This is a genomic window from Glycomyces tarimensis, assembly GCF_054776215.1.
Map to the genome: position 1 here is coordinate 315958 of NZ_BAAHCB010000001.1, position 26177 is coordinate 342134.

Genomic DNA, 26177 nt, shown 5'->3' on the forward strand with positions numbered 1-26177 from the left:
CCTCTCCTACAGGTCGGCCGGGCTGGCCAGGCGGCCCGCGACGGCGGTTGCGGCGGCGACCTCGGGACTCACCAGGTGCGTGCGTCCGCCCTTGCCCTGGCGGCCCTCGAAGTTGCGGTTCGAGGTCGACGCGGCGCGCTGGCCCGGCGTGAGCTGGTCGGGGTTCATGCCCAGGCACATCGAGCAACCCGCGAAGCGCCAGTCGGCTCCGGCCTCGGTGAAGACCTTGTCGAGCCCTTCGGCCATCGCCTGCTCGCGCACGCGGGCCGAGCCGGGCACCACCATCATGTCGACCGAGTCGGCGACCTTGCGGCCCTTGATGACCTCGGCGGCGGCCCGGAGGTCCTCGATGCGCCCGTTGGTACAGGAGCCGAGGAAGACCACGTCGACGCCGACCTCGCGCATCGGCGTGCCGGCCTCCAGGCCCATGTAGCTCAGGGCGTTCTCGGCGGCGGTGCGCTCGACCGGGTCGGCGTAGGAGGCGGGGTCCGGGACGGCCCCGGAGAGCTCGACGCCCTGGCCCGGGTTCGTGCCCCAGGTGACGAACGGGCTCAGCTCGGCGGCGTCGATGACGATCTCGCGGTCGAACTCGGCGCCCTCGTCGGTCCGCAGGCTGCGCCAGTACTCGACGGCGGCGTTCCAGTCCTCGCCGGCCGGAGCGTGCGGGCGGCCCTTGACGTAGGCGAAGGTCTTCTCGTCGGGCGCGATCATGCCGGCCTTGGCGCCCCACTCGATCGACATGTTGCACACCGTCATGCGGCCCTCCATGGAGAGCTCCTCGACGGCCTGCCCGCGGTACTCGACGATGTGGCCCTTGCCGCCGCCGGTGCCGGTGATCGAGATGATCTTGAGGATGAGGTCCTTGGCGCTGACGCCTTCGGGCAGCGAGCCGTTCACGGTGACGGCCATCGTCTTCGGCTTCGACTGGGGCAGCGTCTGGGTGGCGAGCACATGCTCGACCTCGCTGGTGCCGATGCCGAACGCGATCGAGCCGAACGCGCCGTGGGTCGAGGTGTGGGAGTCGCCGCAGACGACCGTCATGCCCGGCTGGGTGAGTCCCAGCTGGGGGCCTACCACGTGGACCACGCCCTGCTCGGCGTCGCCGAGCGAGTGGATGCGCACCCCGAACTCCTCGCAGTTCGCGCGCAGCGTCTCGATCTGCTTGCGGCTGGTGGGGTCGGCGATGGTGAACAGGTTGTCGGTCGGCGTGTTGTGGTCCTCGGTCGCGATCGTCAGATCGGTCCGGCGGACCTTGCGCCCGGCCTGACGCAGGCCGTCGAACGCCTGCGGGCTCGTGACCTCGTGCAGGAGGTGCAGGTCGATATAGAGCAGGTCCGGCTGCTCGCCGTCGGATCGGACCACATGGTCGTCCCAGACCTTCTCAGCGAGGGTGCGCGGTCGCGTCCCCTCGGATCCTTGTGGTGTACGTGACATCTCTTATCCCAGTCGTTGGACTTCTCGAATAATGGGAGGTAATGTTCAGCTCGTGAGAACGAATACTATCAGCGGAGTGGGCGTCCTCGACAAGGCGGTGCTCATCCTCACCGCATGCACCAACGGCGCCAGCCTGGCTGAGCTCGTGCACGAGACGGGGCTCCCCAGGGCCACCGCCCACCGCCTCGCCCAGGCCCTCGAGGCCCACGAGATGCTGCAGCGCGACCACGAAGGGCGCTGGCGTCCGGGCCCGAAGCTCGGCGAGCTCGCCGGTTCCACGGCCGACGTCCTCCTCAGCGCGGCCGAGCCGGTGCTGAACCTCTTGCGCGACCAGACCGGCGAGTCGACGCAGCTGTACCGGCGCCGCGCCGACGAGCGCATCTGCGTGGCCGCGGCCGAGCGCGCCTCCGGCCTGCGGGACACCGTGCCGGTGGGCGCGTCGCTGCCGATGACCGCCGGATCCGGCGCGCAGGTCCTGCTCGCCTGGGAGCCGCCCGAAGGCATCCTGCCGCTGCTGCCGAAGTGCCGCTTCTCGTCCAAGACCCTCGCCGAAGTGCGCCGCAGGGGCTTCGCCCAGTCGGTGGCCGAGCGCGAGGCCGGCGTCGTGAGCGTCTCGGCTCCCGTGCGCGACAAGACCGGCCGCGTCGTCGCCGCGATCTCCGTGTCGGGACCGCTCGAACGGCTCGGCCGGCGCCCCGGAGACCGCCTCGGCATGGCCGTCATCAGGGCCGGCCAGAAGCTCTCCGGACTCTGAACCCGCGGGCGCTCCCGCACGGAGAGCCTGCAGTCCCAGGAGTCCCGAGTACTGCCGATCACGCATGCGATCGCGCATGTCCGGGGCGAACGCAACGGCCCCGAGCCACTGCCGATCATCGACGCGTTCATCGCCGCCACGGCGATCGTCCACGACATGGTGCTGGTGACTCGCAACGTCACAGACTCCGACCGGATCGACGTCCGTGTGCTCAACCCGTTCGAGCGCCGATAGGCGGTTCTCCGGTGGCGCGCCCGGTCACGAGAGTCGGCCTACCGCCGCTTCGATGTCAGAGCGCAGGTGCGGGCCTTCGATCAGGGATTTGATCTGCTCGATCACCGGGGCCATGAACTGGTCCGGGCCCGGCTTGTCGGCGATCCGCTCGACGGCGGCGATCGCGACCATTGCCGCGGGCGAGGGCCGCATCGGCTCCCGCAGCTGCAATGCGCGGGCCGCGCTCAGCAGCTCGACGGCCAGGAGACTGCCGAGGTTGTCGAGCACCTCGCGCAGCTTGCAGCCGGCCGACCAGCCCATCGAGACATGGTCCTCCTGCATGCCGGAGGTCGGCACCGAGTCGACCGAGGCCGGCTGCGCGAGCCTGCGGTTCTCCGCGACGATCCCCGCGGCCGTGTACTGCGCGATCATCAGCCCGGAGTTGACGCCGGGGTCGGGACTGAGGAACGCGGGCAGGCCGCGCGATCGCGTCACGTCCAGGAGCCGGTCCACTCGGCGCTCGGAGATCGAGCCGACGTCGGCGGCCGCGATCGCCAGGAAGTCGGCGGCGTAGCCCAGCGGCGCGCCGTGGAAGTTCCCGGTCGACTCCACGCGCCCGTCGGGCAGCACCACCGGGTTGTCCACGACCGACAGCAGCTCGCGGTCGGCCACGGTCACCGCGTAGTCGAGCACGTCGCGGGCGGCGCCGGCGACCTGCGGGGCGCAGCGCATCGAGTAGGCGTCCTGGACGGCGTGCATCAGGTCCTCGCGGTGGGAGTCCATGATCTCGGAGTCCTGGAGCAGCTTGTAGATGTTGGCGGCGCTCGCCGCCTGCCCGGGCTGCGGGCGGATCTCGTGGAGCTCGGGCATGAACGGCCGGTCCGAGCCCAGCATCGCCTCGATCGACAGGGCGGCGGTCACATCGGCCATCGCCAGCAGGTGCCGGGCGTCGGCCGCCGCGAGGATGAGCATCGCGAGCATGCCGTCGGTGCCGTTGATGAGCGACAGGCCCTCCTTTGAGGACAGCGTGATCGGCGACAGGCCGGCGCCCTTGAGGACCGGGGCCGCTTCGAGGCGTTCGCCGTCGGGTCCGCACACCCAGCCCTCGCCGAGGAGCACCATCGCGCAGTGCGCCAAGGGCGCGAGATCGCCCGAGGCGCCGAGCGAGCCGAACTTCGGCACCCACGGCGTGATGTCGGCGTTCAACAGGTCCGCGAGTGCGGCGGCCACCTCGGGCCGCACCCCGGACCTGCCCATCGCGATCGAGCGCAGCCGCAGGAGCATCATCGCGCGCACGACCTCGTTCGGCATCGGCTCGCCCACGCCGGCGGCGTGTGAGCGGATGAGCGAGTGCTGGAGTTCGGCGCGCCGCTCAGGCGCGATGAACGTGCTCGCCAGAGCCCCGAATCCGGTGGAGACGCCGTAGACGGGGCGCTCCTCGCGTTCGATGGCGTCGACGATCGCTCTGCTGCGCGCCATGGCCTCGACCGCGTCGTCGTCGATGACGACGTCCGCGGCTTCCCTCGCGACGGCGATGACGTCGGCCGGGCCGACGCCGGTGGCTTTGATGTGGACGGTCATGTTCTGGCTCCTGGGCACGGCGTTCACTCCGGTTCGGGTGGTGGTAGGAGGCGTGAGGGCGCGAGCGTGCCGCCGAGGACGACGGCGTTGACCAGGGGCGTGCCGGGCCGGTAGGCCAGGTGCACGTGGGACGGGGCGGCGAGCACAGCGAGGTCGGCGCGCGCGCCGACCGCGAGGTGCCCGATGTCGCCGCGGCGCAGCGCCTTCGCGCCGCCGATGGTGGCGGCGGTGACGGCCTCGGTCGGTGTCATGCCCATCTCGCGGACCGCCAGGGCGATGCAGAAGGCCATGCTGCTGGTGTAGGAGGAGCCGGGATTGCAGTCGGTGGCGAGCGCGACGGTCGCCCCGGCGTCGAGGAGCCTGCGCGCGTCCGGGTACGGCGAGCGGGTGGAGAACTCCGCGCCGGGCAGCAGGGTCGCGACGGTGTCGCCGCCCGCCAGGGCCCGGACGTCGTCGTCGCTCAGGTGCGTGCAGTGGTCGGCCGAGGCCGCGCCGAGCTCCACCGCCAGGCGCACGCCGGGGCCCTCGGTGAGCTGGTTGGCGTGGACGCGCGGGAGGAGCCCGGCCTTGACGCCGGCGGTGAGGACCTCGCGGGCCTGGTCGCCGTCGAAGGCGCCCCGTTCACAGAACACGTCGACCCACTTGGCGTGCGGCGCGCAGGCCTCCAGCATCTCGCCGCACACGAGCCGCACGTACTCGTCGGGGTCGGCGGCGGCCGGAACGGTGTGGGCGCCGAGGAAGGTGGTCTCGGAGGTGAACTCTCGGGCTATGCGCAGCTGGCGCACCTCGTCGGCGACGTTGAGCCCGTAGCCCGATTTTATTTCCACTGTGGTCGTTCCTTGGCAGAGCATCTCCAGTGCGAGGCGGGCGCAGGTGGCGCGCAGTTCGTCGTCGCGGGCGCGCCTGGTGGCGGTGACGGTGGTGCGGATGCCGCCGCCGGTGTAGGGCTCGCCGGCCATGCGCGCGGCGAACTCGGCGGTGCGGTCGCCGGCGAAGACGATGTGGGAGTGGCTGTCGACGAAGCCGGGGATCACGGCGCCGCCGGCGGCGTCGAGATGGTCGTCGGCGGCGGGCGCTTCGGCGGCGGGCCCGATCCAAGCGACGGTGCCGCCGTCGACGACGACGGCGGCGTCGTTGCGGATGCCGTGCTCCTCGGTGGCGGTGAACAGTTCACCGATGTTGCCGATCAGAAGGCTCATGTCCACAGCTCCTCTATCGCTTCGGTCAGTTCGGCGGCGGCGTCGATAGCGGTGTGGCGGCCTTCGGCGACGACGCGGCGGCCGTCGACGACGACGTCGGTGACCTCGGCCGCTGTGGCGGCGTAGACGATGCCGCCCGGCGCGCACCCGGCGGTGCGGGGCGTGTCGAGCGCGACGGTCACCAGGTCGGCGCGCCGCCCCGGCGCGATGCGCCCGGCGTCGTCCCAGCCGAGGCTGTCGTGGCGGGTCATGGCCCCCAGCAGTTGCGCGGGCGTGAACCTGCCGCGATGCTGCGAGACGAGGCGCTCGTGCATCTCGATGGCGCGGGCCTCCTCGAACATGTCGACGACGGCGTTGGCGTCGGTGCCGAGGGACAGCGGTATCCCGGCCTCGGCCATGGCGTAGGCGGGGCCGATGCCGTCGGCGAGGTCCCGTTCCGTGGTGGGGCACAGGCACACGGTGGCCCCCGAGCGGCGCAGCAGTTCCAGGTCGTTGTTGGCCGGGTGGGTGGCGTGGACGGCCGTCATGTCGGTCCCGAGCAGACCGCAGCGCTCCAGCAGTTCGGTCGGGGTGCCTCCGTGTTCGGCGCGGCAGGCCTCGTTCTCGGCGGGCTGCTCGGAGACGTGGACGTGCACGGGCCGGCCCTCGGTGGAGCAGGCGAACGCCTCCATCGCGGCGTCGGGGACGGCGCGCACGGAGTGGACGGCGGTCCCGGTCAGGGCGTGCGGGCCGAGCTCGAGCTTGTCGACCCGGTTCATCCACGCCTCGAGTCCGCCGTCGCCGAAGCGCTTCTGCACGCCCTCGAGCGCCCGCCCGAAACCGCCGGCGAGATACAGCGTGTCGAGCAGCGTGATGCGCACCCCGGCATCGGCGGCGGCGGCGATGAGCGCGTGGCCCATCGCGTTGGGGTCGGCGTAGGGCCGCCCGCCGGGCGAGTGGTGCAGGTAGTGGAACTCCCCCACGCACGTGATCCCGGCCAGCGCCATCTCGGCGTAGACGCCTCTGGCGAGCCGGTAGTAGGAGTCGGGGTCGAGGCGTTCGGCCAGGCCGTACATGCGCTCGCGCCACTCCCAGAACGTGCCGCCCTGCTCGTGGGTGCGTCCGCGCAGCGCGCGGTGGAAGGCGTGGGAGTGGGCGTTGGCGAAGCCGGGCAACGTGATCCCTCGCAGGATCGTCCCTTGCCGTTCGGCACCGGCGGTGACGGTGCGGATCCGTCCGTCGTCGACCCCGATCGCGACCGCCTCGGCCGGGCCGTCCTCGAGCCATGCCCGCTCGGCCCAGTAGGTCAGCACGCCAGCTCCCGCAGGACGGCCGCGAGCGCGTCGACGCCCGCGGCGCAGTCGGCGTCGTCTGCCGTCTCGGCCGGCGCGTGCGAGATGCCGGTGCGGTTGCGCACGAACAGCATCGCGGTCGGCACGTGCGAGGAGACGACGCCGGCGTCGTGGCCGGCGCCGGTCGCCAGGACCGGGACGCTGCCCAGTGCGTCGGCGAGCCGGTCCCGCAGGGCGGTGTCGAAGGCGACCAGGGGCGTCTCGGACTCGACCCGGACGGCCACCTGGGTGCCGTCGCGTTCGGCGCGTTCGGTCACTTTGGACTCGATGCCGTCGAGGATCTGGGTGAGCACCGCCGCGTCGGGCGCGCGGGCGTCGAGCCAGGTGTGGACCTTCCCGGCGATGACGTTGGTCGCGCCCGGGTCGGATTCGATCCTGCCGACCGTGGCGAGGCCGCCGGCGATCCGCGCCTCCTTGCGGGCGGCGAGGACCATGAAGGCCGCGGTCAGCATCGGGTCGTAGCGGTCGGCGAGGCGGGTGGTCCCGGCGTGGTTGGCTTCGCCGGTGAAGGTGAACCGCCAGCGCCCGTGTGGCCAGATCGCGCTGGCGACGCCGACGGGCGCGTCCTCGGCGTCGAGCGCGCGCCCCTGTTCGACGTGGAGTTCGATGAAGGCGCGGGTCCGGTGGAGGCGTTCGAGGTCGGGGCCGAGGATGCTCGGGTCGGCTGCCGCGGCGTCCATGGCCTCGGCGAGGGTGACGCCGTCGTCGTCGGTCAGGTTCCTCGCCCGGTCGGGGTCGAGCGCGCCGGTCATGAGGCGGGAGCCGACGCACGGCACGCCGAAGCGGCCGCCTTCCTCCTCGGTGAACGCGACGATGCCGATGGGGTGCGCGGGCTTCGCACCGCTGGCGCGCAGTTCGTCTACGGCGAGGAACGCCGAGGCGATCCCGAGCGGGCCGTCGTAGGCGCCGCCGTGGGGGACCGAGTCGAAGTGGCTGCCGGTGAGGACGGCGTCGCCGTCGTGGTGCGAGCCCCACCAGGCGTAGAGGTTGCCGTTCTTGTCGGTCTCCACCTCCATGTGTCGCTGCTCGGCTTGGGCGCGGAACCAGTTGCGGCACTCCAGGTCGGCCTCGGTCCATGAGAACCGCAGGTAGCCGCCGCGCGGGGACCGCCCGATCGGTTCCAGCTCGTCCCACAGGGCCCTGAAGTCGGCGGCGTCCATGTGCTCCCCCTCGTCGGTTCTCACGCTTCCCCGGTCGGGATCCGGATCCCGTGCGTCTGGGCGAGCTGTTCGGCCGCTTCGTAGCCGGCGTCGACGTGGCGGATGACGCCCATGGCCGGGTCGTTGGACAGGACTCGTTCGAGCTTGCGGGCCGCGAGCTCGGTGCCGTCGGCGACGGTGACCTGTCCGGCGTGGAGGGAGCGCCCCATGCCGACGCCGCCGCCGTGGTGGACGCTCACCCAGCTGGCGCCCGAGGCGGTGTTGACGAGCGCGTTGAGCAGCGGCCAGTCGGCGATGGCGTCGGAGCCGTCCTTCATGGCCTCGGTCTCGCGGTAGGGGCTGGCGACCGAGCCGCAGTCGAGGTGGTCGCGGCCGATGACGATGGGCGCTTTGAGGGTGCCGTCGGCGACCATCTCGTTGAACCGGGCGCCGGCCTTGTCGCGTTCGCCGTGGCCGAGCCAGCAGATCCGGGCGGGCAGGCCTTGGAAGGCGACGCGTTCGCGGGCGAGGGAGATCCAGCGGTTCAGGGACCGGTTCTCGGGGAACAGTTCGAGGATCGCCTCGTCGGTGCGGGCGATGTCGGCCGGATCGCCCGAGAGCGCGGCCCATCGGAAGGGGCCCTTGCCTTCGCAGAAGAGCGGGCGGATGTAGGCGGGGACGAAGCCGGGGAACGCGAAGGCGCGCTCGAGGCCGCCGGCGAGGGCCTCGCCGCGGATCGAGTTGCCGTAGTCGAAGACCTCGGCGCCGGCGTCGAGGAAGCCGACCATGGCGGCGACGTGTTTGGCCATCGACGCGCGGGCGCCCTCGGTGAACGAGTCGGGGTTCTCGCGCGCCAGCGACCGGGCCTCGCGGTAGTCGATGCCTTCGGGGACGTAGGAGAGCGGGTCGTGCGCGGAGGTCTGGTCGGTGACGATGTCGACCTCGACGCCGCGTTCGAGGAGTTCGGGCAGGACGGTGGCGGCGTTGCCGACCAGGCCGATCGAGGCGGCCTCGCCGGCCTTCTTCGCGGCCAGCGCCTGTGTGACGGCGTCGTCGAGGTCGTCGGCGACGGTGTCGAGATAGCGCTGGTCGACGCGGCGGCGCAGCTTCTCGGGGTCGACGTCGACGATGAGGCACACGCCGTCGTTCATGGTGACCGCGAGCGGCTGGGCGCCGCCCATGCCGCCGCACCCGGCGGTGACGGTGAGCGTGCCGCGCAGTGTGCCGTCGCCGTTGTTCTTGTCCGCGAGTTTGGCGGCGACCGCGGCGAAGGTCTCGTAGGTGCCCTGGAGGATGCCCTGGGTGCCGATGTAGATCCACGAGCCGGCGGTCATCTGGCCGAACATGGTCAGGCCGGCCGCTTCGAGGCGGCGGAACTCGGGCCAGGTGGCCCAGTCGCCGACGAGGTTGGAGTTGGCCAGCAGCACGCGGGGCGCCCATTCGTGGGTGCGCATGACGCCGACCGCGCGGCCGGACTGGACGAGCATCGTCTCGTCGGCTTCGAGGGTCTGGAGGGTTCGCAGGATCGCTTCGAGGTCCGCCCGGCTGCGCGCGGCCTTGCCGGTGCCGCCGTAGACGACCAGGTCCTCGGGCCGCTCGGCGACCTCGGGGTCGAGGTTGTTCTGGAGCATCCGCCAGGCCGCCTCGGCCTGCCAGTTCTTGCAGTGCAGCGTCGTGCCGTGTGGTGCGCGCATTCGGTCCGCCTTCGCTGTTCGTCGTCGCCAGTCTTCCAGAATTCCCAGACGCCTCCGGGCGACACCTGGATTCGGGCGCGAGTCGCCCCGCGCCCGTTCCGGCGGCGGCGGCCTTAGAGGTTGCCGCGCCTGGCCTGCTCCTTCTCCAGGGCCTCGAACAGGGCCTTGAAGTTGCCCTTGCCGAAGCTCAGCGAGCCGTGGCGCTCGATGATCTCGTAGAAGACGGTCGGGCGGTCCTGCTGCGGCTTGGTGAAGATCTGGAGCATGTAGCCGTCCTCGTCCCGGTCGACCAGGACGCGGTGCTCCTTGAGCTCCTCGATCGGGACGCGGACCTCGCCGATGCGGTCGCGCAGCTCCGGGTCGTCGTAGTAGGCGTCGGGGGCCTCCAGGAACTCGACGCCGTTCGCGCGCATGGCGTCGACCGCGGCGATGATGTCGTTCGTGGCCAGCGCGATGTGCTGGACGCCCGGGCTGCCGTAGAACTCGAGGTATTCGTCGATCTGGGACTTCTTCTTGCCGGGGGCGGGCTCGTTGATCGGGAACTTGACCTTGCGGGAGCCGTTGGCGACGACCTTGCTCATGAGCGCGGAGTACTCGGTGGCGATGGCGTCGTCGACGAACTCGACGATGTTGGTGAAGCCCATGACGCGCTCGTAGTAGCCGACCCACTCGCGCATCTTGCCGAGCTCGACGTTGCCGACGACGTGGTCGATGGCCTGGATGAAGCGCTTGGGTTCGTGCCCGGCGGCGATGCGCGGGGCGCGGTCGACGATGGGCTCGCGGGCGGCGAAGCCGGGCAGGAACGGTCCGGTGTAGGCGGAGCGGTCGATGAGGAGGTTGCGGGTCTCGCCGTAGGAGCCGATGGCGGCGACGCGGACGGTGCCGTGCTCGTCGGTGATGTCGTGCGGCTCTTCGAGGGCGATGGCGCCCTGCTTGACGGCGTACCGGTAGTTCTCGTCCACGTCCGGCACTTCGAGCGCGACCTCGATGACGCCGTCACCGTGGGCGGCGCAGTGCTTGGTGGCGGGCGCGTCGGCGGTGACACCGCCGGCGAGCACGAACGTGACGCCGCCGGAGCGCAGCACGTATTCGGCGTGCTCGCGGAAGCCCTGCTCGGGGCCGCGGTAGGCGACGCAGGTCATGCCGAACGCGGTGGAGTAGTAGTGGGCGGCCTGTTTGGCGTTGCCCACGTAGAACCTGACGTGGTCCCAGCCCTTGATCGGGAAGGCGTCTTCGCGGATGTCGTGCTCGACGGCTCCGACCAGGCGGGCTTCCGCCTCGGGGGAGCCCGCGGAGTCGTGCGTTCGTCCGTCTGCGATGTCGACCATGGCCGTCTCCTCAGAATCGCTGTTGGGCTGTGGCCTTGATCATTGCGAATGTGACTCGCCTGGGCAAGTCGTCGCCTGATCGATGAACACCTTGCACAAAAAGCTCAATCATATGCGCCATATACTGGTCAATATGACCACTGATTCACCGATCGACGCGCTCGACGCCCGGCTCATCGCCCTGTTGGAGGAGGAACCGCGCATCGGGGTCCTCGAATGCTCCCGGCGCCTCGCGGTGGCGCGCGGGACGGTGCAGGCGCGCATGGACAAGCTGGGCGCGCGCGGCGTCATCCGCGGCTACGGGCCGCAGGTCGATCCGGCGGCGCTCGGCTATCCGGTGATGGCGTTCGTGACCTTGGAGTTGCGCCAGGCCGTGGGGCACGACTCGGTGGCGAGGGAGCTCACGGGCGTGCCGGAGGTGTTGGAGGCGCACACGGTCTCGGGGACCGGCGACATGCTGTGCCGGATCGTCGCGCGCACGAACGCGGAGCTCCAGGAGGTGATCGACCGGGTGCTGGCGTGCGAGGGCGTGCTGCGGGCCTCGACCGTGATCGCGCTGTCCGAGCAGATCCCCCATCGGACGCTGCCGCTGGTGGCCGAGGCGGCCGGGCTCAACCGGCGATGACGCCGGTGACCTCGCCGAGTCCGACGACCTCCCCGTTCGGGCCGGGGGCGGTGGCGGTGATGGTGACGGTGTCGCCGTCCTCCAGGAAGGTCCGTCGCGAGCCGTCGTCGAGCTCGATCGGCTCCTTCCCGGCCCAGGTGAGCTCCTGGAAGCTCCCCCACTGGGACTTCTCGGGGCCCGAGACGGTGCCGGAGGCGAACAGGTCGCCGGTGCGCAGGCTCGCGCCGTTGACGGTCATGTGCGCGAGCTGCTGGGCGGGCGTCCAGTACATCTCGGCGAAGGGCGGCCGGGAGACCTCGGTGCCGTTGAGCGACACCGACATGGACAGGTCGTAGGAGAACCGCTCGGACTCCTTGAGGTAGTCGAACGGCGCCGGGTCCTGCCCGGGTGCCTCGGTCTTCGCCCAGGCCAGCGCCTCCAGCGGGGTCACCCAGCAGCCGATCGAGGTGGCGAAGGACTTGCCGAGGAACGGGCCGAGCGGCTGGTACTCCCAGGCTTGGATGTCGCGGGCGGACCAGTCGTTGACGAGGACGACGCCGAACACGTGGTCGGCGAAGTCGTCGGGTCCGACGGCGGTGCCCAGCTCGGTGGCGGCGCCGACGACGAAGCCGACCTCGGCCTCGATGTCGAGGCGCCTGCTCGGGCCGGTCTCGATCTCGCCGTCGGGGCGCTTGTACTGGCCGGCGGGCCTGGTGATCGGCGTGCCGGAGGGCACCACCGTGCCGGCGCGGCCGTGGTAGCCGACCGGCAGGCGTTTCCAGTTCGGCAGGAGCGGCTCGCTGTCGGGCCGGAACATGCGCCCGAGGTTGGAGGCGTGGTGCTCCGAGGCGTAGAAGTCGACGAAGTCGGCCACGGCGAACGGCAGGTGGGTCCGGGCCTCCCCGATGGGGACGAGGACGTGCCGGTGGCGGTCGGCGTAGACGTCGTCGTAGAGCATCTCGATGAGCTGGAGGCGGACGGTGCGCCACGCGGCCGGACCGGCGGCCATGAACTGGCCGAGGTCGGCGGCGTGGAAGAGGGGCCTGATCCACGGCATGAAGAACGGGCCCGACGCCAGGGCCCGCAGATCGAGCACGAAGTCGCCGATGCGGACGCCGACGCGCGGGTGCGGGTCCTTCGATGTCGAGAAGACCCCGTACGGGAGGTGGTGTATGCCGAACGGACTGCCGTCCGCGCCTTCGACCCAGCTCACTTCGCGGTCCCGCCTCTCGTCACCAGTGACAGTGCCATCAGATCTTCCAGAGGCTCGATGATGCTGCACGAGCCGAACCCGGTCCACAGCGGCCTGGGCCGGTCGCGGATCCGCCTGACCCGGCCGGCGATGTCGTCGGCGTCGGTGGACTCCAGGATCGTCTCGACGCGGGCGACGCCGGCGGAGGCCTCGGCGGCGGCGGCGAGGACGTTGAGGAAGCCGTGGTGGGCGAAGCCGGTTTCGGGGTCGCGGTGGCGGATCGCCCGGTGGAGCCCGGCGGTGAGTTTGAAGCGCAGGCCGCGTTCGGCGCAGCCGACGATGGCCTCGGCGAGGATCCGCGGGGAGGGGAAGAACTCCTCGGAGAGACCGCCGGTGCGGAACTTCGGGACGAATCCGGTGCCGATGATGGCGTCGAGGCCTTCGGGGCCGAACGGCAGCTCGGCGTAGACCGGTGCGCCCCAGTCGGCGGCCCGCTTCAGATGGTGGAGCGCGGCGCGGGACTCGTACTGGACGACCGTGATCGACTCGTCGAGGGCGCCTGCGAGCTCGGCGACCTGTTCGGGTTCGACGTCGACGACGACGCCGATGCGCATCCGGGTGCGGCTCGGCGCCAGATCCGGGAGGCGGCTGGCGGGCACCAGGAGCGGGCCCACCATCGGCGCGTACCAGGACTGGCGGTGGCCTCGGTGGTCCGGGACGGCCGCCGCCAGCGGCGCGTCGCCGGGCGGGAAGACCGCCGCGTCGTCGATGAGGTTCTGCAACACCGCAGGGATGGCACCAGACATGCCCTGAGGGTACGGCGGCGGCGCGGAGTTGTCGATCAGGACCGTGGATAACGATATTCTCGGGGCGTAGCCAACCGCAGCGGGCGCACCACCCATCCGCCCGCGCACCGACAAAGGAGTCGTCGTGCCGTTCTACCGTTCGCTCGGGCAGATCCCCGACAAGCGACACACGCAGTTCCGCCAAGCCGACGGGAGCCTGTACTCCGAGGAGCTCATGGGCCAGGAGGGCTTCTCCTCGGACTCCTCGCTGCTGTACCACCGGTTCAGGCCCACCGCGATCAGTTCCAGCACCGAGCACCGGCCGGAGAGGGCCGAGCCGGTGCCGAACCACCCGCTCAAGCCGCGGCATCTGCGCACGCACAAGCTCGACGGCGCGGGCGATGCGGTCTTCGGCCGCAACCACCTGCTGTCGAACGCCGACTGCCGCATCTCCTACTCGGTGGCCGACCGGCCTTCGCCGCTGTACCGCAACGCCATCGGCGATGAGTGCGTCTACGTCGAGGACGGCTCGGCGCATGTGGAGACCTCGTTCGGCGCGATCGACATCGCCCAGGGCGACTACCTCATCATGCCGATGTCGACGACCTACCGGATCGTCCCGACCGGCGACGAGCCGCTGCGCACCCTCGTGGTGGAGTCGACGGGCCACATCACGCCGCCGAAGCGCTACCTGTCGGTGCGGGGCCAGTTCCTTGAGCACGCGCCGTACTGCGAGCGGGACCTGCGCGGCCCCGAGGAGCCGCTGCTGGTGGACGGCGAGGATGTGGACGTCTACGTCCAGCACCGGGGCCGTGGCGGCTCCACGCTCTGGACGAAGTTCACCTACGCCCACCACCCCTTCGACGTGGTCGGATGGGACGGGTGCCTGTACCCGTGGGTGTTCTCGATCCACGATTTCGAGCCGATCACCGGCCGCATCCACCAGCCGCCGCCGGCGCACCAGGTGTTCCAGGGTTCGAACTTCGTGATCTGCAACTTCGTGCCGCGCAAGGTCGACTACCATCCGGACGCGATCCCGGTGCCGTACAACCACCACAACGTCGACTCCGACGAGGTCATGTTCTACTGCGGAGGGAACTACGAGGCCAGGCGCGGCTCGGGCATCGAGCAGGGCTCGATCTCGCTGCACCCGTCGGGCTTCACGCACGGGCCGCAGCCGGGGGCGCCGGAGCGCTCGATCGGCGCGGACTACTTCGACGAACTGGCGGTCATGGTCGACACCTTCCGTCCACTGGAGCTGTGCGAGGCGGCCCTGGACGTCGAGGACACGAACTACGCGTGGACTTGGAACCGCGACCCGGGGCTCTAGGCCGGTGGGGCGATCGGGCCACGGCGTATGACGAGCAGCCGGCCGCTCGGGTCCGCGAGGTGCTCGGGGACCGTCCGGACCCGTCGGAGCCGCGGATGTTCGGTGGCTCCTCTACGGCGATATGGCCGTCGCCGCTCGCGGCCGAGCGCTACATGGTGTTGACGATCAGACCGATGTGCGTGAAGTAGTTCAGGGCACCGAACAGCAGGAATGCGAGGCCGGCGAGGAACCAGGCGACGAGCATCACGACCGACACCGCCCGCCGGCCCGCTTTGAGCGCCGGCCCGAACAGGACCGCGCCGACGCCCACCAGGGCGTACAGGCCTGAGATGAAGACGGCCTCGATCATCGGGTTCTCGGCGAACTCGCCCGAGATCGGCTCTTCGGGCGGCGCGGCGAACAGCTCGTAACCGACCCCGGCCGCGGCGATGCCGAACGAGGCCAGGCCCATGCCGAGCACGAAGATCGACGCCGGCCGCGCCACCGCGGCGATCGCCTCGAAGCGGTCGGGGGCGGCTTCGAGCACCGCGGCGCGCCGCCACAGGTAGAACGCGGCGAACGACAGCAGCACGCCGAAGGCCAGGCTCGGCTCGCCGAAGATGATGTTGTCGAAGGGGAAGCCTCCAGCGGCGAGCGGCCAGGTCAAGGTCATGTGCAGCCCGGTGACGGCGAGGATGGCTCCGGTGACGCCGAAGCCCATGGCCCAGCCCTCGGCGTTCAGCGGCCGTTCCGGTTCCCCGACCCGGCGGATGAAGGCGACCACCATGAGCAGTCCGGCGCCGGCCGCGACCGACATGATCGTGTTGTAGGTCGGCATCTGCGCCCAGTCGATCGTCAGCCCCTGCGCGATCGTCTCCTCGGTGTCCATAAGCGGATGCTAGGCACTCGCAGGAGCGCCGACACCGCTTTCGCGAAACCGCCGGCTCCGCGCACATGAATCTTGACGTATATACCATCAGTGGTATGTTAGGTTCATGCTGTCGATCTTCGAGGTGCTGTCGCTACCGGCTCGCCGGGACGTCATCGAACGGCTCCGGCACGGCCCGAAGACCGTCGGAGAGCTCGCCGAGGAGCTGGGCGTCAGCCAGCCGATCATGTCGAAGCACCTGCGGGTGCTCCGCGATGCCGGCTTCGTGGCCGTTCGCGTCGACGCGCAGCGCCGCTGGTACGAACTGCGTCCCGAACCGCTGATCGAAGTGGCCGAGTGGCTCGAGCCCTACCGATGGATGTGGGAACGGCGCCTCGACCGCCTCGGGGAGCGACTCGACGCCATACGTGAGGAAGAGGAGAACCGATGACCGAGCCCGAACTGCTCACCGACCGCCCGCGCCCGGCGATCAGGGTCGAGCGCCGATACGACCACCCGATCGAACGGGTATGGCGGGCCGTGACCACGCCCGAGAGCCTCGCGCAGTGGTTCCCCGCGGGTGCCGCGTTCGAACTGACGAAGGACGGCGAGGCCCGCTTCGGCGGCATGGAGGGGGCGAGCGCCACCGGCCGGGTGCTGGAAGTCGATCCGCCCCGGTACCTGTCCTTCACCTGGGACACGGACCGCCTCGAATTCGAGCTGCGCCCCGAACAGGACCAGACCCTGTTCGTCCTCACCCACCACTTCGACGACCTTCCCGGGGCGGCGAGCTTCGCGACCGGCTGGGAGACGTGCCTGGCAGGGCTGAGCGACGTCCTGGCCGGCGACGAACCGACCGAGCCCACCGGCAACGTCGATCGGCACGAGCAGCTGGTAGCGCACTTCGGGCTCGACCGACCTGTGATCACCAGAACGGACACCGGCTGGCACGCCAAGTTCGAGCGCCAACTGACCTGCCCCGCCGAGACCGCCTGGGACCTCTTCTTCGGCACCGACCCGGCGACCGGAGCACAGCTGCGGGCCCCGGCGGTCGGCGAGGAACTCCGCGCGAGCGCGGCGACCGAAGCCGCCCTCGGCACCGTCACCGAAGTCGACGCTCCCCGCACGTGCTCCTTCACGGTGGCGGAGCGAGCACCCGGCGACGAGGTGCGGCTGCGCCTGGGCGAGGGCACCGGCCACGGCGCCCGCCTCTTCCTCGAAGTCCGCGGCACCGAGCCGGACGAACTCGAAGACGCCGTCGAACAATGGGGCAACGCGGCCATCCCCTCCATCGCCAGAGCAGGGGCCGCGCTCGCAGCACAGTGACCCGGACGAGGGCCTCTCCCGTCACGGCGCGAATTGTTCCGGCTTCGTCGGGTACCCACTCGCCGCGGCACCGCCGCGGCACCCGACGATGCAACGGAGGAATGCAGCTATGAGCAAGCGAGTCCTGATGGCGCTCACCAGCCACGCCGAGCTCGGCGACACCGGAGAGCAGACCGGGTACACCGTCCCGGAGGCCGCGCGTCCGTGGGAGGTCTTCCGCGACGCGGGCTTCGACGTCGACTACGTGTCCATCGAAGGCGGCGAACCGCCGCGGGAGGGCCTCGACGAGGACGACCCGGTGCAGCGGGAATTCCTCGATCGCGAGAGCGAGCGCCTGCGGTCGACCCCCAAGGCGAGCGACATCGATCCGAGCCGGTACGACGCGGTCTTCTTCGTCGGCGGGCACGGCACCATGTGGGACTTCCCGAATTCGAAGCTCGCCGGCGCCGCGGTGGACATCTACGAGCTGGGAGGCGTCGTCTCCGCCGTGTGCCACGGCCCCGCGGCCCTGGTCGACGCGAAGCTCTCCGACGGCACCTATCTCGTGGAGGGCAAGCGGATCAACTCGTTCACCAACGAGGAGGAGGCCGCCATGAAGCGCGAGGACGTCGTCCCGTTCCTGCTCCAGACGCGCCTGGAAGAGCGCGGCGCGCGATGGGAAGGCGGCGAGAAGTTCAGCGAGTACGCGGTGGCCGACGGCCGTCTCGTGACCGGTCAGAACCCCGCCTCCGCGACGCACACCGCCCGGCTCGTGGTCGATGCGCTGAGATGATGGCGGCCGCCGGTTCGAGGCCCGCATGAGGCGTCCAGATCGGACGAGCGCTCGGCGGTCCACACCGTCTGTGTCAGATCAACGACAACTGCGACTGCGGACTCGCGAGTCGTGGGACATTCGGGTGCATGCCTGCGCCGGAATGCGGAGCCCCCACGAAGCAAGACGGCCAACCGTGTCGTCGCCACCGCTGGCGCTCCTGCGACGACCACTGCGGATTCGAACGCCCATCGGGCCAGAGCCGTCCCGCCCCGCCGCCTTCGGAACACGATGCGACCGGACGAAGCCGCTACCTCGAGCGGCAATGGCAGCGCGAGACCCGGAACGTCTTCGTCCGAGTCCTCGGCCAGCACGATGTCAAAGGCGTGCTCGGCCTCAACGATTGCCGCGATCTGGCAACGGCCGCTCGCTTCCTCGACAGTGCTGGGCGCTTCGAGGCTGAGGCGCTGCCGGCACACGTCGAGGAGCTGTGCGGCCCTGACACCGCTCCGCTCATACGAGCGGTGACCTCGAAGCTGGCCGACCACGTAACCGGAGCCGACTCCCTGCGGCAGACGGCGAAGGCGCTCCGCATCCTCGGCCTGTGGCGGTGCGCCACGGCCGGCAGGCTCGACGCCTGTAGCTGTCTGCAGGACCTTGAACGGCAGGCAAAGCGCACGATCCGAGCCAACGCCTTGGACTACGTCGGCCGGCGGTTCTACAGCGCCGAACCGTAGCCCCGTCCCGCTACCACGCCAACGGTCCCGAAATCAGTTGCCGACCACCGGTGGGGTGGTGTGTGCTCAGGGATATGGCGATGATGTTGCGCGAGCCGGCGGTCGAGGAACTCAACGAGGTCGTGGACGTGCTGCGGGAGTGGCACGAGGGGGCGCCGTTGCAACTGCATCCTGGTGACCTGGGCTGGTTCTGGCGATTCGGGGCTGAGGCGACGGCCGCGGCGGTCCGGACGTGGAGTCGGGACGGACGGACACTCGCCATCGGGCTGCTGGACGGTCCCGGGCTGTTGCGGCTGACGATCGCCTCCGACGCTCGACAGGACGAGGAGCTGGCGCGGCAGCTGGCTGCGGACGTGGCCGATCCAGAGCGCGGCGTACTGCCCGCGGGGAAGGTGTATATCGAAGCGCCGATGGACGCACTGATCCAAGAGCTGCTGCTCAAGGACGGCTGGCGCACCGATGAGCCGTGGACGCCGCTGCGCCGCGGCCTCACCGAGCCGGTGAAGGACCCTGGCGTGCGAATCGAGGTGATCGGGCCGGAGCGGGCGCACGTGAGGACCGCCGTACATCGGGCGTCGTTCGACGGGTCGACGTTCACCGACGAGCGCTGGCACGCGATGGCGGCCGGATCGCGGTACGCCGATGCCCGCTGTCTGGTCGCCTACGACGACCGGGGCAACGCGGTGGCAGCGGCGACCGTGTGGTCGGCCGGTCCCGGTAGGCCCGGATTGATCGAGCCGTTGGGCGCGCACCGCGACCACCGCGGTCACGGATACGGCAAGGCGATCACCCTCGCCGGGGCGGCCGCGCTCCGGGAGCTGGGCTCGTCGAGCGCGATCGTCGCCACCCCGAGCTCCAATGTCGCCGGCGTCGCCGCCTACAGCTCAGCCGGTTTCCTGCCACTCCCCGAGAGCCGGGATCTACGCCGAGACGCTTGATACCGCTCTGCCGCTCGGTCAGGCGTGGTTCGGGCTCGCTGTGGTGATGTCGGCGAGCGCTACAGCGAGCGCCCATCCCGAGTGCTCGGCCCAGGCGCGTTCGCAGACATCGACCGGAAAGTCCGCGCTGGCGGCCTCGACATCGCCGAGGCGTTCCTCGGCTTCGACGGTCACCCACCGTCCATCGCTGAAACGGAAGGTGTACTGGCCGAACTGCGCGGTGTCGACCTCATCGAGCGGTCCGAACCGCGCATGCTCGATCGACACGACCGTCGCCGAGCGGTAATCCCAAGCACTGCCCACATTGTTCGCGAAGACCCGGTCGTATCCCGGCCTCGCGGGGAGGCCCCGTCGGTAGAACGCGAAGGTGTCGTGCCGACCGACTTTCAACGGCTGATCGAGGGCGTACCAGCCTGGGTCCCACCACGCTCGCAGCATATCGTCGCTCGTCTCCAATCCGACTCGGGTCGACAGCCCCGGCCAGTATGCAGCGGTAACGCAAGAGGGCCGCGAAACACGGCTCGCCGAAGAACCCTCGGCGGCCGAGACCATGCTCAACCTTCGCCGAAGCCCTGCGCTGCGAGGTCGCGAACGATCGCTTCGAGTCGCCCGACAGCCTCCGTCAGCTGGTCGTCACGTAGATATGGCGCCGGCCCGAACCGGAGGTGCGGTCCCCTTGCGTCGGCCATGACTCCCGCTCGGGCCAGGTCTCGCTGGATCTCTAGAGCCTTGCTGCTCGAAAGCGTGAGGAACCCGCCCACGGCGGCCGGGGACAGGTCGGCTCTGCTTATAAGCGTCTCGGGGAGATCGAGCTTGTCGAACGCGTCCATCAGGAGGTGGATCTGCCGTTCGTAGGATGCCGCCAGGGTTTGCGGGGTCAGGCCTTGGTCGTCGAAGAACCGCACCACCCGGGCCGCGCGGTAATGACTGGAGGGATCGTAGGTGGAACCGGCGAATCTCGCTTGGCCGGCAGCGTACGGCACCGCGTCCGGGCGAGCGTCGCTTTCGAGGGCGCCGAACTCGGCGAACCATCCGGTGATCACCGGTCGATATCGCAGAGCGTGCTCGGGAATTCGCAGGTAGCACACTCCCTCGCCCCATTGCAGGTACTTGTAGCCCCCGCCGACGATCCAAGCGGTGCCGAGGCCCAGCTCGGGCACCGAGAACGGTACGGGCCCCACGTGGTGATAGGCGTCGACGACAAGCTCGCAACCGGCCCGGAGCGATCGGTCCGCCAGCGCTCCTAGGTTCGGGACGCGGAGGGAATTGGTGAACAGCACGGACGACACGAAGGCCACTGCGGTGTTCTCGTCAATGCGCTCACTCATGCGCTCGGCGAGGGTAGACACGGGTTCGGCCGCGACGACGTCGAGTTCGATCCCGGCTTCCCCGAGTCGCCGAAGCTGCCTGGATGCGGAGTGGAATTCGGCATCGGTGGTCACGATCCTCCTGCGCCGCTTGAAATCCACCGAAGAGAGCATGACCACCAAAAGCTCGTGGGTAGAGGACCCCAGAGCGATGGGGGCCCGTGGGGCGTCGATCCAACCGCGAACGGACTCGCGCACCTGTTCCGCCTTCGCGAACGCCGACTCCCATTTGGCGTCCACGTGTCGGGCCGCGTCCTCGAACGATTCGACCAGTCCTTCCAGGGCCACATCCGGCCAGGCCTGGTGGGAGTGCCCGGTCAGGAGGAGACGATCGGCGACATTGAACTTCGAATAGTGGCCGGCGAGGTCACGAGGGTTCACAGCTCGCTCCTGACGGCCCACAGGTCCGGAAAGGAGGCGGTGAACGTGGTGGATTTGAGATAGTCGACCCCGGAGGAGCCCCCTGTGCCCATTTTCTCTCCGATGGTTCGCTTGACCATCATGACGTGGCGGTACCGCCATTCCTGGAAGCCCTCGTCGAGGTCGACCAGGAGCTCGGTGACGACCGCCGGTCCGGCATCGTCCTTGTAGACCTCCACGATGGCTCGCTGGTTGCGCTCATTGAGATCGAGCGGTTCGCTCCAGGCTCTTTCGGGTGCGACGTCGTAGTTCTTCACCGCCAGGAACCGTATATAGGAGTCGTAGAGGTTGGGGCTGCCCAGCGCTTCCTCAATGCGACGATAGTCCTCCGAGCCCTCGACGTAATAGTTCAATACGCGTCGTTCGCGTCGCCCCAGGACCGCCTCGAGGACGCGGAACTGCGCGGACTGGAAGCCGCTGGAGGCGTCGAGCCGATCCCGGAAGGTCAAGAACTGGGTGGGCGTCATCGTCTCGAGGACGTCGACATTGTGGACCGCGACCTTCAGTATGGTGAGGCATCGACGCAGCGTGCGCATGGCGTTGGAAGCGTCACCGGCCTCCAGCCGCCGTTGCACTTCGCGGAGCTCATGCAGGAGCTGCTTGAACCAGAGCTCGTATACCTGGTGGATGACGATGAAGAGCATTTCATCGTGTTCATCGCTCTTCGTGCGCTGGGCTGAGAGGATTTCCCCCAGCGCCAGGTAGGACGAATAGGTGAGCGAGCCTTCCGGGGCTTTGCCGGTCGGGTCGTGTGGTTGTGCCATGCGTCGTTTATACAGGGCGTCAGGTTGTCGTCGCAGCGGTAAAACCGGCGCATGCCCGCGCTTCCCATCGCCGGATCACCACCGCTGAGAAGGCGGTCGCTCGGATCGGTGGCGTGCAGACCCCTTGCCTCGATCAGACGAAGCACCACCGCTGGAACGATGGACGGGCCCGTCCGCAGGTAACGGCTCGGGATCGCTTCGGTTCACCACGGCCGCCACACGGGTCACCGAACTGCTCGCTGCCGAGGAATACCTCAGTAACGAGGGCCAACCGGATGCCGACTACGCAGAAGGCGAGGAGCTGTGGCTCCTCAGCGAGTGGCTCCACGCGGTCAACCGAGGCTACGGCGACAGCGCGGAAGTCCTGTTCGAGTCTGCGGACGCCGCTGAACGATACTTTGCCGATCTCGCAAGGTCGTTGACAGACGGAAGCGTAAACCGCTGAGGTCGAGATTTGCCGAACCCACGTCTACATGTGGCATCTTGGAGCTCAACTGCCCGCGGCAACAAGAAAGGGCCGCGAAACGCGGCCCTCTTGAAGCTTGTGGCTGGGGTACCTGGACTCGAACCAAGAACAACTGAACCAGAATCAGCCGTGTTGCCAATTACACCATACCCCAATGGTGTCAAAGCGCTTCGAAAGCTCGTCGCGCCGACGCGGAACAACTGTACCGGACCCTCGTTCGCCCCCGCAAACGGGCTCCCGTGATGCAAACCACGCGCTTGCGGGGGCCGGCGGGTCTCACGGGGCGGAGGCGTGGATTCGCTGCTCGGCGGGTGCGTTGAGGCCGGTGCGGAAGTACGCGACGGCGAGGGCCACGAAGGCGACCAGGATGAGGGCGTCGGCAAGGTGGGCGATCGACTCGGTGCGGGTGATGCGGCTGAACGGGAAGGCCGCGCCGCTGAGGACCAGCAGAGCGCACGGGCGCGAGCTTGAACCAGGCCAGGTCGATGCCGAGCGCGACCAGGCCGGTCGGCATCATCGGGCCGGGCAGCCACAGCACGATCGCCGAGGCGATCGGGTACGCCTCTGCGGCGGCCAGGGACTCCTGGCCCGAGATCCCGAAGATGCCCTCGAAGAAGCCCTGGAGGCCGAAGGCGATGCCGCCGACGCAGCCGAACAGGGCCAGGACGATGCCGAGGGCGCCCGTCGAGGGCTTGACCGCGGCGATCCGCTCCCAGACGCCGAGCAGGCTCGATCGCCCTCGTCGCCGACCCGGCCGACAGCCCACCCGCCCTGCCGGTCCTCGTGCCCGCCAGCGCGGTCGGCTCCGCCTGGGTCGCGGCGTCGGCGGTCAATGCACTGCGCGTCGGCGCGGCCGGTTCCCGGATCGGGTGAGCACCGCCTCGGACGGTTCGCCCTAGAATGGGCCATGCCCACCGACTCGCATGCGGAAGACGACTCTCCGAAGGAGCTGCGGCGCCTCGGCGAGGACCCGCCGCCCGACGCTCCGGACATGATTCCGCCCGAGCCGCCCCTGGCGCCGCCCGAATCGGTCGAGGAGCGGCGAGAGCACCCGCGCCAGTCCCGGCTCGCGCTGCTGGTCATGGTCGCCATCGTCGGCGCGCTGATACTCGGCGGCGCCACGGCCGCCTTCCTGCTCTTCGCCGACGACGACCAGGGCTTCACCCCGGTCGGCACCGATCTCACCGAGGGCCTCGGCCCGTTCGACCCCGACGAGGCCGAGGACCACTACGCGTTCACCCTGGAACGCGACAGCTGGCTCCCCCGGCCGCAGGGCGCCGAATGGACCCTCCAGGACCTCGGCGACACCAGCGCCACCTTCCACAAGGAGGCCGGCGGCGACACCGTCGTCCTCATCTGCGGCGACCTCCGCGACAGCCTGGAGCGCTACCCAGCCGACTTCACCGACCACGAGGCGTGGTTCGCCGCCGAGGAGGCCCGCAGCGACGACTACCACAGCGTCGGCGACGAGTTCAGCCGCGTCGCAGGCCCCGAGTACGGCGACTACGTCATCGACGGCAGGCAGGCCTTCCTCGTCGAGGTCCAGTACCACTGGACGATGTGGGACGACCCCGAAGCCGGTCCGACCGAGGTCGACTACACCCGCGCCCACGCCTACCTCTACATCGACCGCGGTGACCTGCCTCCCGCCCGCTGCTCCGTCACGGCCCACCACGGCGTCACCGACGGCTACGACCAGGCGCTCGCGGCGCTGCTCGGCGTCCGGCTCGAGACCTCGGATTGACGCCCGGCCGAATATCCGCGAACCGGGGCAACCGATCGGCCCCCGGCCACGTACTTGGCCGTGACGGGCCGCACTCGCCCCATCTCGCGGAGACCGGCCCGCCCAGACCCGTCCGATCGAAAGAGGCCCCGTGGAGAATCAGGAGCAGCAAGAGGCGGAGTTCCGATCCTTCGCCATCGCCCAGCGCGAGAGCCTGCGCAAATACGCGTACCTGCTGTGTGGGGACTGGTACGAGGCCGACGACATCGTCCAGAAGGCGCTCACGAAGCTGTTCGCGGCCTGGCGGCGAGTCGAACCGGGCGGCGCCCCCGCATACGTGCGCAAGATCGTCACCAACGTCTTCATCTCGCACCGCCGACTGAGCTGGGTGCGCCGCGAGCGCGCCTCGGACGACCTGCCGGACACCGCCTCGAATCATCCGCAGGAGGCGGTGGAGGTGCGACTGGAGGTGCTGGCCGCGTTGAAACAGCTGCCGCCGAGGCAACGCGCGACGCTCGTCCTGCGGTATTGGGAGCAACTGTCGGTTGAGGAAACCGCTACGGCCATGGGCTGTTCGACCGGGACCGTGAAGAGCCAGTCGGCGAAGGGGCTGCAGAAGCTGAAGGCGCTGCTGGCCCATTCATCGGTCCCGATCCGGGCATAGCGGAAGAAGGGGAAACAGCATGAACGAGCAAGATCCCGGGGAAGTGATCGGCAGGGCCGTGCCGGACGCCGCGCCGCCCGCCGGCTTCGACCTCGACCAGATCGTCCGCGACGGATATCGCGTCCGCCGCCGCAACCGCGCCGTCCTCGGAGGCGCCGCTACCGCGGGGGTGGCGGCGCTCGCCGCGGTCACGGCGCTGGCGTTCACCCTCAATGCGCCCGAGGACCAGCGGCCGCAGGCCACCGGATTCGATCCCGACGAGGACCTGGTCATGTCGGCCTACTCGGAGGCGGGCTGGTATCAGACCGAAGCCGCCGCGCTCGAGGCCCAGGAGCTGACCGAAGCCGCCAAGGCCGAGTTCGGCGATCTGCTGGTCGAGGCCGGATACGCAGAGGCCGGCGACCTGGACTACTCGCCTCCCTCAGACGAGGAGGTCCAACAGGAGATCGACCGCGGCGGCAGCTACACCGCGGCGCTCTCGGAGCTGGGATATCACGATCTGCCGCTCCAGTTCATGCCGAGAGAGACATCGGCGGGCAACGAGGGCGAAGCCTACCTGCGCAGCCACCACGCCTGGAGCGGGAACGAGGAGGACGACATGTCCCCCGACTTCTCGTTCGAGGCCATGGCGCCCGGCGGCTGGACCGCCGAGCCGGGGCCCGCGGACGAGTTCGCGTTCCCGATGCCGATGATCGTCGACGACGGCTCGGGCGTCTCGACCGAGGACCTCGAGGACGGCCGCCGACTCATGGTCGCCGGAGACGGATGCATGCTGCACATCGCCGTGGCCTACCCGAACGGCTCGGGCCTGCGGTCCACCTGGGACACCGGCTGCGAGGGCCAGGGTTACGACGTCACCGCGGAGGATCTGAAAGCGGCGATGCTCGCCATGCCCGAGATCGAGTACGACACCAGCGCACTCGTCCCGTACGAAGGCCCTGGAGGGGGCTCGGACGGCTGGCCGGCCGGGGACGGCTGGGAGGAGAGCGCCGATGCCGACGCGGCCGCCACCGCCGAAGGCGTGCAGCAGGCGCTCACCGCTATCCACCCCGAGGCCGACGTGATCGACGACTCGGTGGGGGCCATGGCACCGCAACCGAACAGCGGTGAGGGGAGCACGGTACTGCACCAGTACGGCATGACCGCCACGCTGCCGTTCATCGCCTACGAGGGCGGGGGCGTCGGCGACGCCCCCGGCCAGGCTTCCACCGGCGACGCGCAGGTCGACATCACCTACACGCTGCCGGGCGGATGGGAGCGGTGGACCCCCGATGGAGGTGAGGGCGCCGGTCGGATCCTGCCGGACTGCGACGGTAAGGCCGGCACCGAATGCCAGGAAATCGAGATCGAGGGCCGGACGGCCGTCGTCGACTCCAACCCTGCTGCCGGGATCTACGACGTGACCGTCTTCGACGAGTCCGGCTGGGCGGTGCAGTTGTTCCTGACCTTCGACACCGCGGTCGGCTTCAGCCTCAGCGCCGAGGAGTTCAACGAGTTGGCGGCGGCCATGCCGGCGCCGGTCTACGACGAGGACGCCTCGAGCGAGGACTGACAACGGGAGCCTGCTCCTCCCGACGGCAACGGCGCGGC

25 protein-coding genes and 1 tRNA gene are annotated in these 26177 nt (G+C 69.9%); 12 read left to right on the forward strand and 14 right to left on the reverse strand.

What is annotated here, in order from left to right; genetic code table 11:
- Positions 1-6 precede the first annotated feature (6 nt).
- On the reverse strand, positions 7-1434 hold the full coding sequence (gene leuC, locus ACYVK3_RS01525; protein WP_460495473.1) for a 3-isopropylmalate dehydratase large subunit: 1428 nt from the start codon (positions 1432-1434) through the stop codon (positions 7-9).
- Between the two features lie 67 nt (positions 1435-1501).
- Here leuC and ACYVK3_RS01530 point away from each other — a divergent pair, with 67 nt between their 5' ends.
- Complete coding sequence (locus ACYVK3_RS01530) at positions 1502-2188, forward strand: IclR family transcriptional regulator (protein ID WP_347177432.1); 687 nt, start codon at positions 1502-1504, stop codon at positions 2186-2188.
- Positions 2189-2446: 258 nt separating this feature from the next.
- Here the strand turns inward: ACYVK3_RS01530 and hutH are convergent, their stop codons facing one another.
- The 6 genes from hutH to hppD form a co-directional block, all read right to left on the reverse strand.
- Positions 2447-3982: a histidine ammonia-lyase gene (gene hutH / locus ACYVK3_RS01535; RefSeq protein WP_460495474.1), complete on the reverse strand. Its 1536-nt coding sequence runs from the start codon at positions 3980-3982 to the stop codon at positions 2447-2449.
- A gap of 23 nt (positions 3983-4005) precedes the next feature.
- The gene (hutI, locus tag ACYVK3_RS01540; RefSeq protein WP_460495475.1) at positions 4006-5181 is read right to left on the reverse strand and encodes an amidohydrolase family protein; all 1176 of its coding nucleotides are present in this window, start codon (positions 5179-5181) and stop codon (positions 4006-4008) included.
- Positions 5178-6473, reverse strand: a complete 1296-nt coding sequence (locus tag ACYVK3_RS01545; RefSeq protein ID WP_460495476.1) for a formimidoylglutamate deiminase — start codon at positions 6471-6473, stop codon at positions 5178-5180. The genes hutI and ACYVK3_RS01545 overlap by 4 nt, the downstream gene beginning before the upstream one ends.
- Complete coding sequence (locus ACYVK3_RS01550) at positions 6467-7672, reverse strand: Zn-dependent hydrolase (RefSeq protein ID WP_460495605.1); 1206 nt, start codon at positions 7670-7672, stop codon at positions 6467-6469. The genes ACYVK3_RS01545 and ACYVK3_RS01550 overlap by 7 nt, the downstream gene beginning before the upstream one ends.
- 20 nt (positions 7673-7692) lie before the next feature.
- Positions 7693-9345 carry a urocanate hydratase gene (hutU, locus tag ACYVK3_RS01555; protein ID WP_460495478.1) on the reverse strand — a complete coding sequence of 551 codons (1653 nt, stop codon included), beginning with the start codon at positions 9343-9345 and terminating at the stop codon, positions 7693-7695.
- A 113-nt stretch (positions 9346-9458) separates the two neighbouring features.
- Entirely contained in the window at positions 9459-10673 is a 1215-nt protein-coding gene (gene hppD, locus ACYVK3_RS01560; protein ID WP_460495479.1) for a 4-hydroxyphenylpyruvate dioxygenase family protein, read from the reverse strand.
- Positions 10674-10806: 133 nt separating this feature from the next.
- Between hppD and ACYVK3_RS01565 the strand changes: the two genes are divergently transcribed.
- Entirely contained in the window at positions 10807-11298 is a 492-nt protein-coding gene (locus ACYVK3_RS01565) for an Lrp/AsnC family transcriptional regulator (RefSeq protein WP_460495480.1), read from the forward strand.
- Here the strand turns inward: ACYVK3_RS01565 and fahA are convergent.
- Complete coding sequence (gene fahA, locus ACYVK3_RS01570; protein ID WP_460495481.1) at positions 11285-12490, reverse strand: fumarylacetoacetase; 1206 nt, start codon at positions 12488-12490, stop codon at positions 11285-11287. The genes ACYVK3_RS01565 and fahA overlap by 14 nt on opposite strands.
- Positions 12487-13275 carry a hypothetical protein gene (locus ACYVK3_RS01575; RefSeq protein WP_460495482.1) on the reverse strand — a complete coding sequence of 263 codons (789 nt, stop codon included), beginning with the start codon at positions 13273-13275 and terminating at the stop codon, positions 12487-12489. Before ACYVK3_RS01575 ends, fahA begins: the two co-directional genes overlap by 4 nt.
- Before the next feature lie 124 nt (positions 13276-13399).
- Here ACYVK3_RS01575 and ACYVK3_RS01580 point away from each other — a divergent pair, with 124 nt between their 5' ends.
- Positions 13400-14584: a homogentisate 1,2-dioxygenase gene (locus tag ACYVK3_RS01580; RefSeq protein WP_460495483.1), complete on the forward strand. Its 1185-nt coding sequence runs from the start codon at positions 13400-13402 to the stop codon at positions 14582-14584.
- A 148-nt stretch (positions 14585-14732) separates the two neighbouring features.
- Here the strand turns inward: ACYVK3_RS01580 and ACYVK3_RS01585 are convergent, their stop codons facing one another.
- Complete coding sequence (locus tag ACYVK3_RS01585; RefSeq protein WP_460495484.1) at positions 14733-15452, reverse strand: DUF981 domain-containing protein; 720 nt, start codon at positions 15450-15452, stop codon at positions 14733-14735.
- A gap of 106 nt (positions 15453-15558) precedes the next feature.
- On the opposite strand from ACYVK3_RS01585, the gene ACYVK3_RS01590 reads away from it, so the two are divergent.
- From ACYVK3_RS01590 to ACYVK3_RS01610, 5 genes are all read left to right on the forward strand, one after another.
- Positions 15559-15882 carry an ArsR/SmtB family transcription factor gene (locus ACYVK3_RS01590; protein WP_460495485.1) on the forward strand — a complete coding sequence of 108 codons (324 nt, stop codon included), beginning with the start codon at positions 15559-15561 and terminating at the stop codon, positions 15880-15882.
- Positions 15879-16757: an SRPBCC family protein gene (locus tag ACYVK3_RS01595; protein WP_460495486.1), complete on the forward strand. Its 879-nt coding sequence runs from the start codon at positions 15879-15881 to the stop codon at positions 16755-16757. The genes ACYVK3_RS01590 and ACYVK3_RS01595 overlap by 4 nt, the downstream gene beginning before the upstream one ends.
- A gap of 109 nt (positions 16758-16866) precedes the next feature.
- A complete protein-coding gene (locus tag ACYVK3_RS01600; RefSeq protein WP_460495487.1) occupies positions 16867-17529 on the forward strand; it encodes a type 1 glutamine amidotransferase domain-containing protein in 663 nt (220 codons plus the stop codon).
- A gap of 365 nt (positions 17530-17894) precedes the next feature.
- Positions 17895-18245 (forward strand): hypothetical protein, encoded by a 351-nt coding sequence (locus ACYVK3_RS01605; protein WP_460495488.1) that lies wholly within the window; start codon positions 17895-17897, stop codon positions 18243-18245.
- Between the two features lie 83 nt (positions 18246-18328).
- The gene (locus tag ACYVK3_RS01610; RefSeq protein WP_460495606.1) at positions 18329-19183 is read left to right on the forward strand and encodes a GNAT family N-acetyltransferase; all 855 of its coding nucleotides are present in this window, start codon (positions 18329-18331) and stop codon (positions 19181-19183) included.
- Between the two features lie 18 nt (positions 19184-19201).
- Here the strand turns inward: ACYVK3_RS01610 and ACYVK3_RS01615 are convergent, their stop codons facing one another.
- The 4 genes from ACYVK3_RS01615 to ACYVK3_RS01630 form a co-directional block, all read right to left on the reverse strand.
- Positions 19202-19735, reverse strand: a complete 534-nt coding sequence (locus ACYVK3_RS01615) for a hypothetical protein (RefSeq protein ID WP_460495489.1) — start codon at positions 19733-19735, stop codon at positions 19202-19204.
- Positions 19736-19737: 2 nt separating this feature from the next.
- Complete coding sequence (locus ACYVK3_RS01620; RefSeq protein ID WP_460495490.1) at positions 19738-20952, reverse strand: aminotransferase class V-fold PLP-dependent enzyme; 1215 nt, start codon at positions 20950-20952, stop codon at positions 19738-19740.
- A complete protein-coding gene (locus tag ACYVK3_RS01625; protein ID WP_460495491.1) occupies positions 20928-21734 on the reverse strand; it encodes a tryptophan 2,3-dioxygenase in 807 nt (268 codons plus the stop codon). The genes ACYVK3_RS01620 and ACYVK3_RS01625 overlap by 25 nt, the downstream gene beginning before the upstream one ends.
- Positions 21735-22279: 545 nt before the next feature.
- Positions 22280-22354: transfer RNA gene (locus ACYVK3_RS01630), tRNA-Gln, on the reverse strand.
- A 137-nt stretch (positions 22355-22491) separates the two neighbouring features.
- Between ACYVK3_RS01630 and ACYVK3_RS01635 the strand changes: the two genes are divergently transcribed.
- The 4 genes from ACYVK3_RS01635 (at position 22492) to ACYVK3_RS01650 (ending at position 26139) form a co-directional block, all read left to right on the forward strand.
- Entirely contained in the window at positions 22492-22671 is a 180-nt protein-coding gene (locus ACYVK3_RS01635) for a hypothetical protein (protein ID WP_460495492.1), read from the forward strand.
- Between the two features lie 436 nt (positions 22672-23107).
- Positions 23108-23944: a hypothetical protein gene (locus tag ACYVK3_RS01640; protein ID WP_460495493.1), complete on the forward strand. Its 837-nt coding sequence runs from the start codon at positions 23108-23110 to the stop codon at positions 23942-23944.
- Positions 23945-24074: 130 nt separating this feature from the next.
- Positions 24075-24587, forward strand: coding sequence for a SigE family RNA polymerase sigma factor (locus ACYVK3_RS01645; protein WP_460495494.1), 513 nt, complete (start codon positions 24075-24077; stop codon positions 24585-24587).
- 19 nt (positions 24588-24606) lie between these two features.
- Entirely contained in the window at positions 24607-26139 is a 1533-nt protein-coding gene (locus ACYVK3_RS01650; RefSeq protein ID WP_460495495.1) for a hypothetical protein, read from the forward strand.
- The last annotated feature ends 38 nt before the right edge of the window (positions 26140-26177 follow it).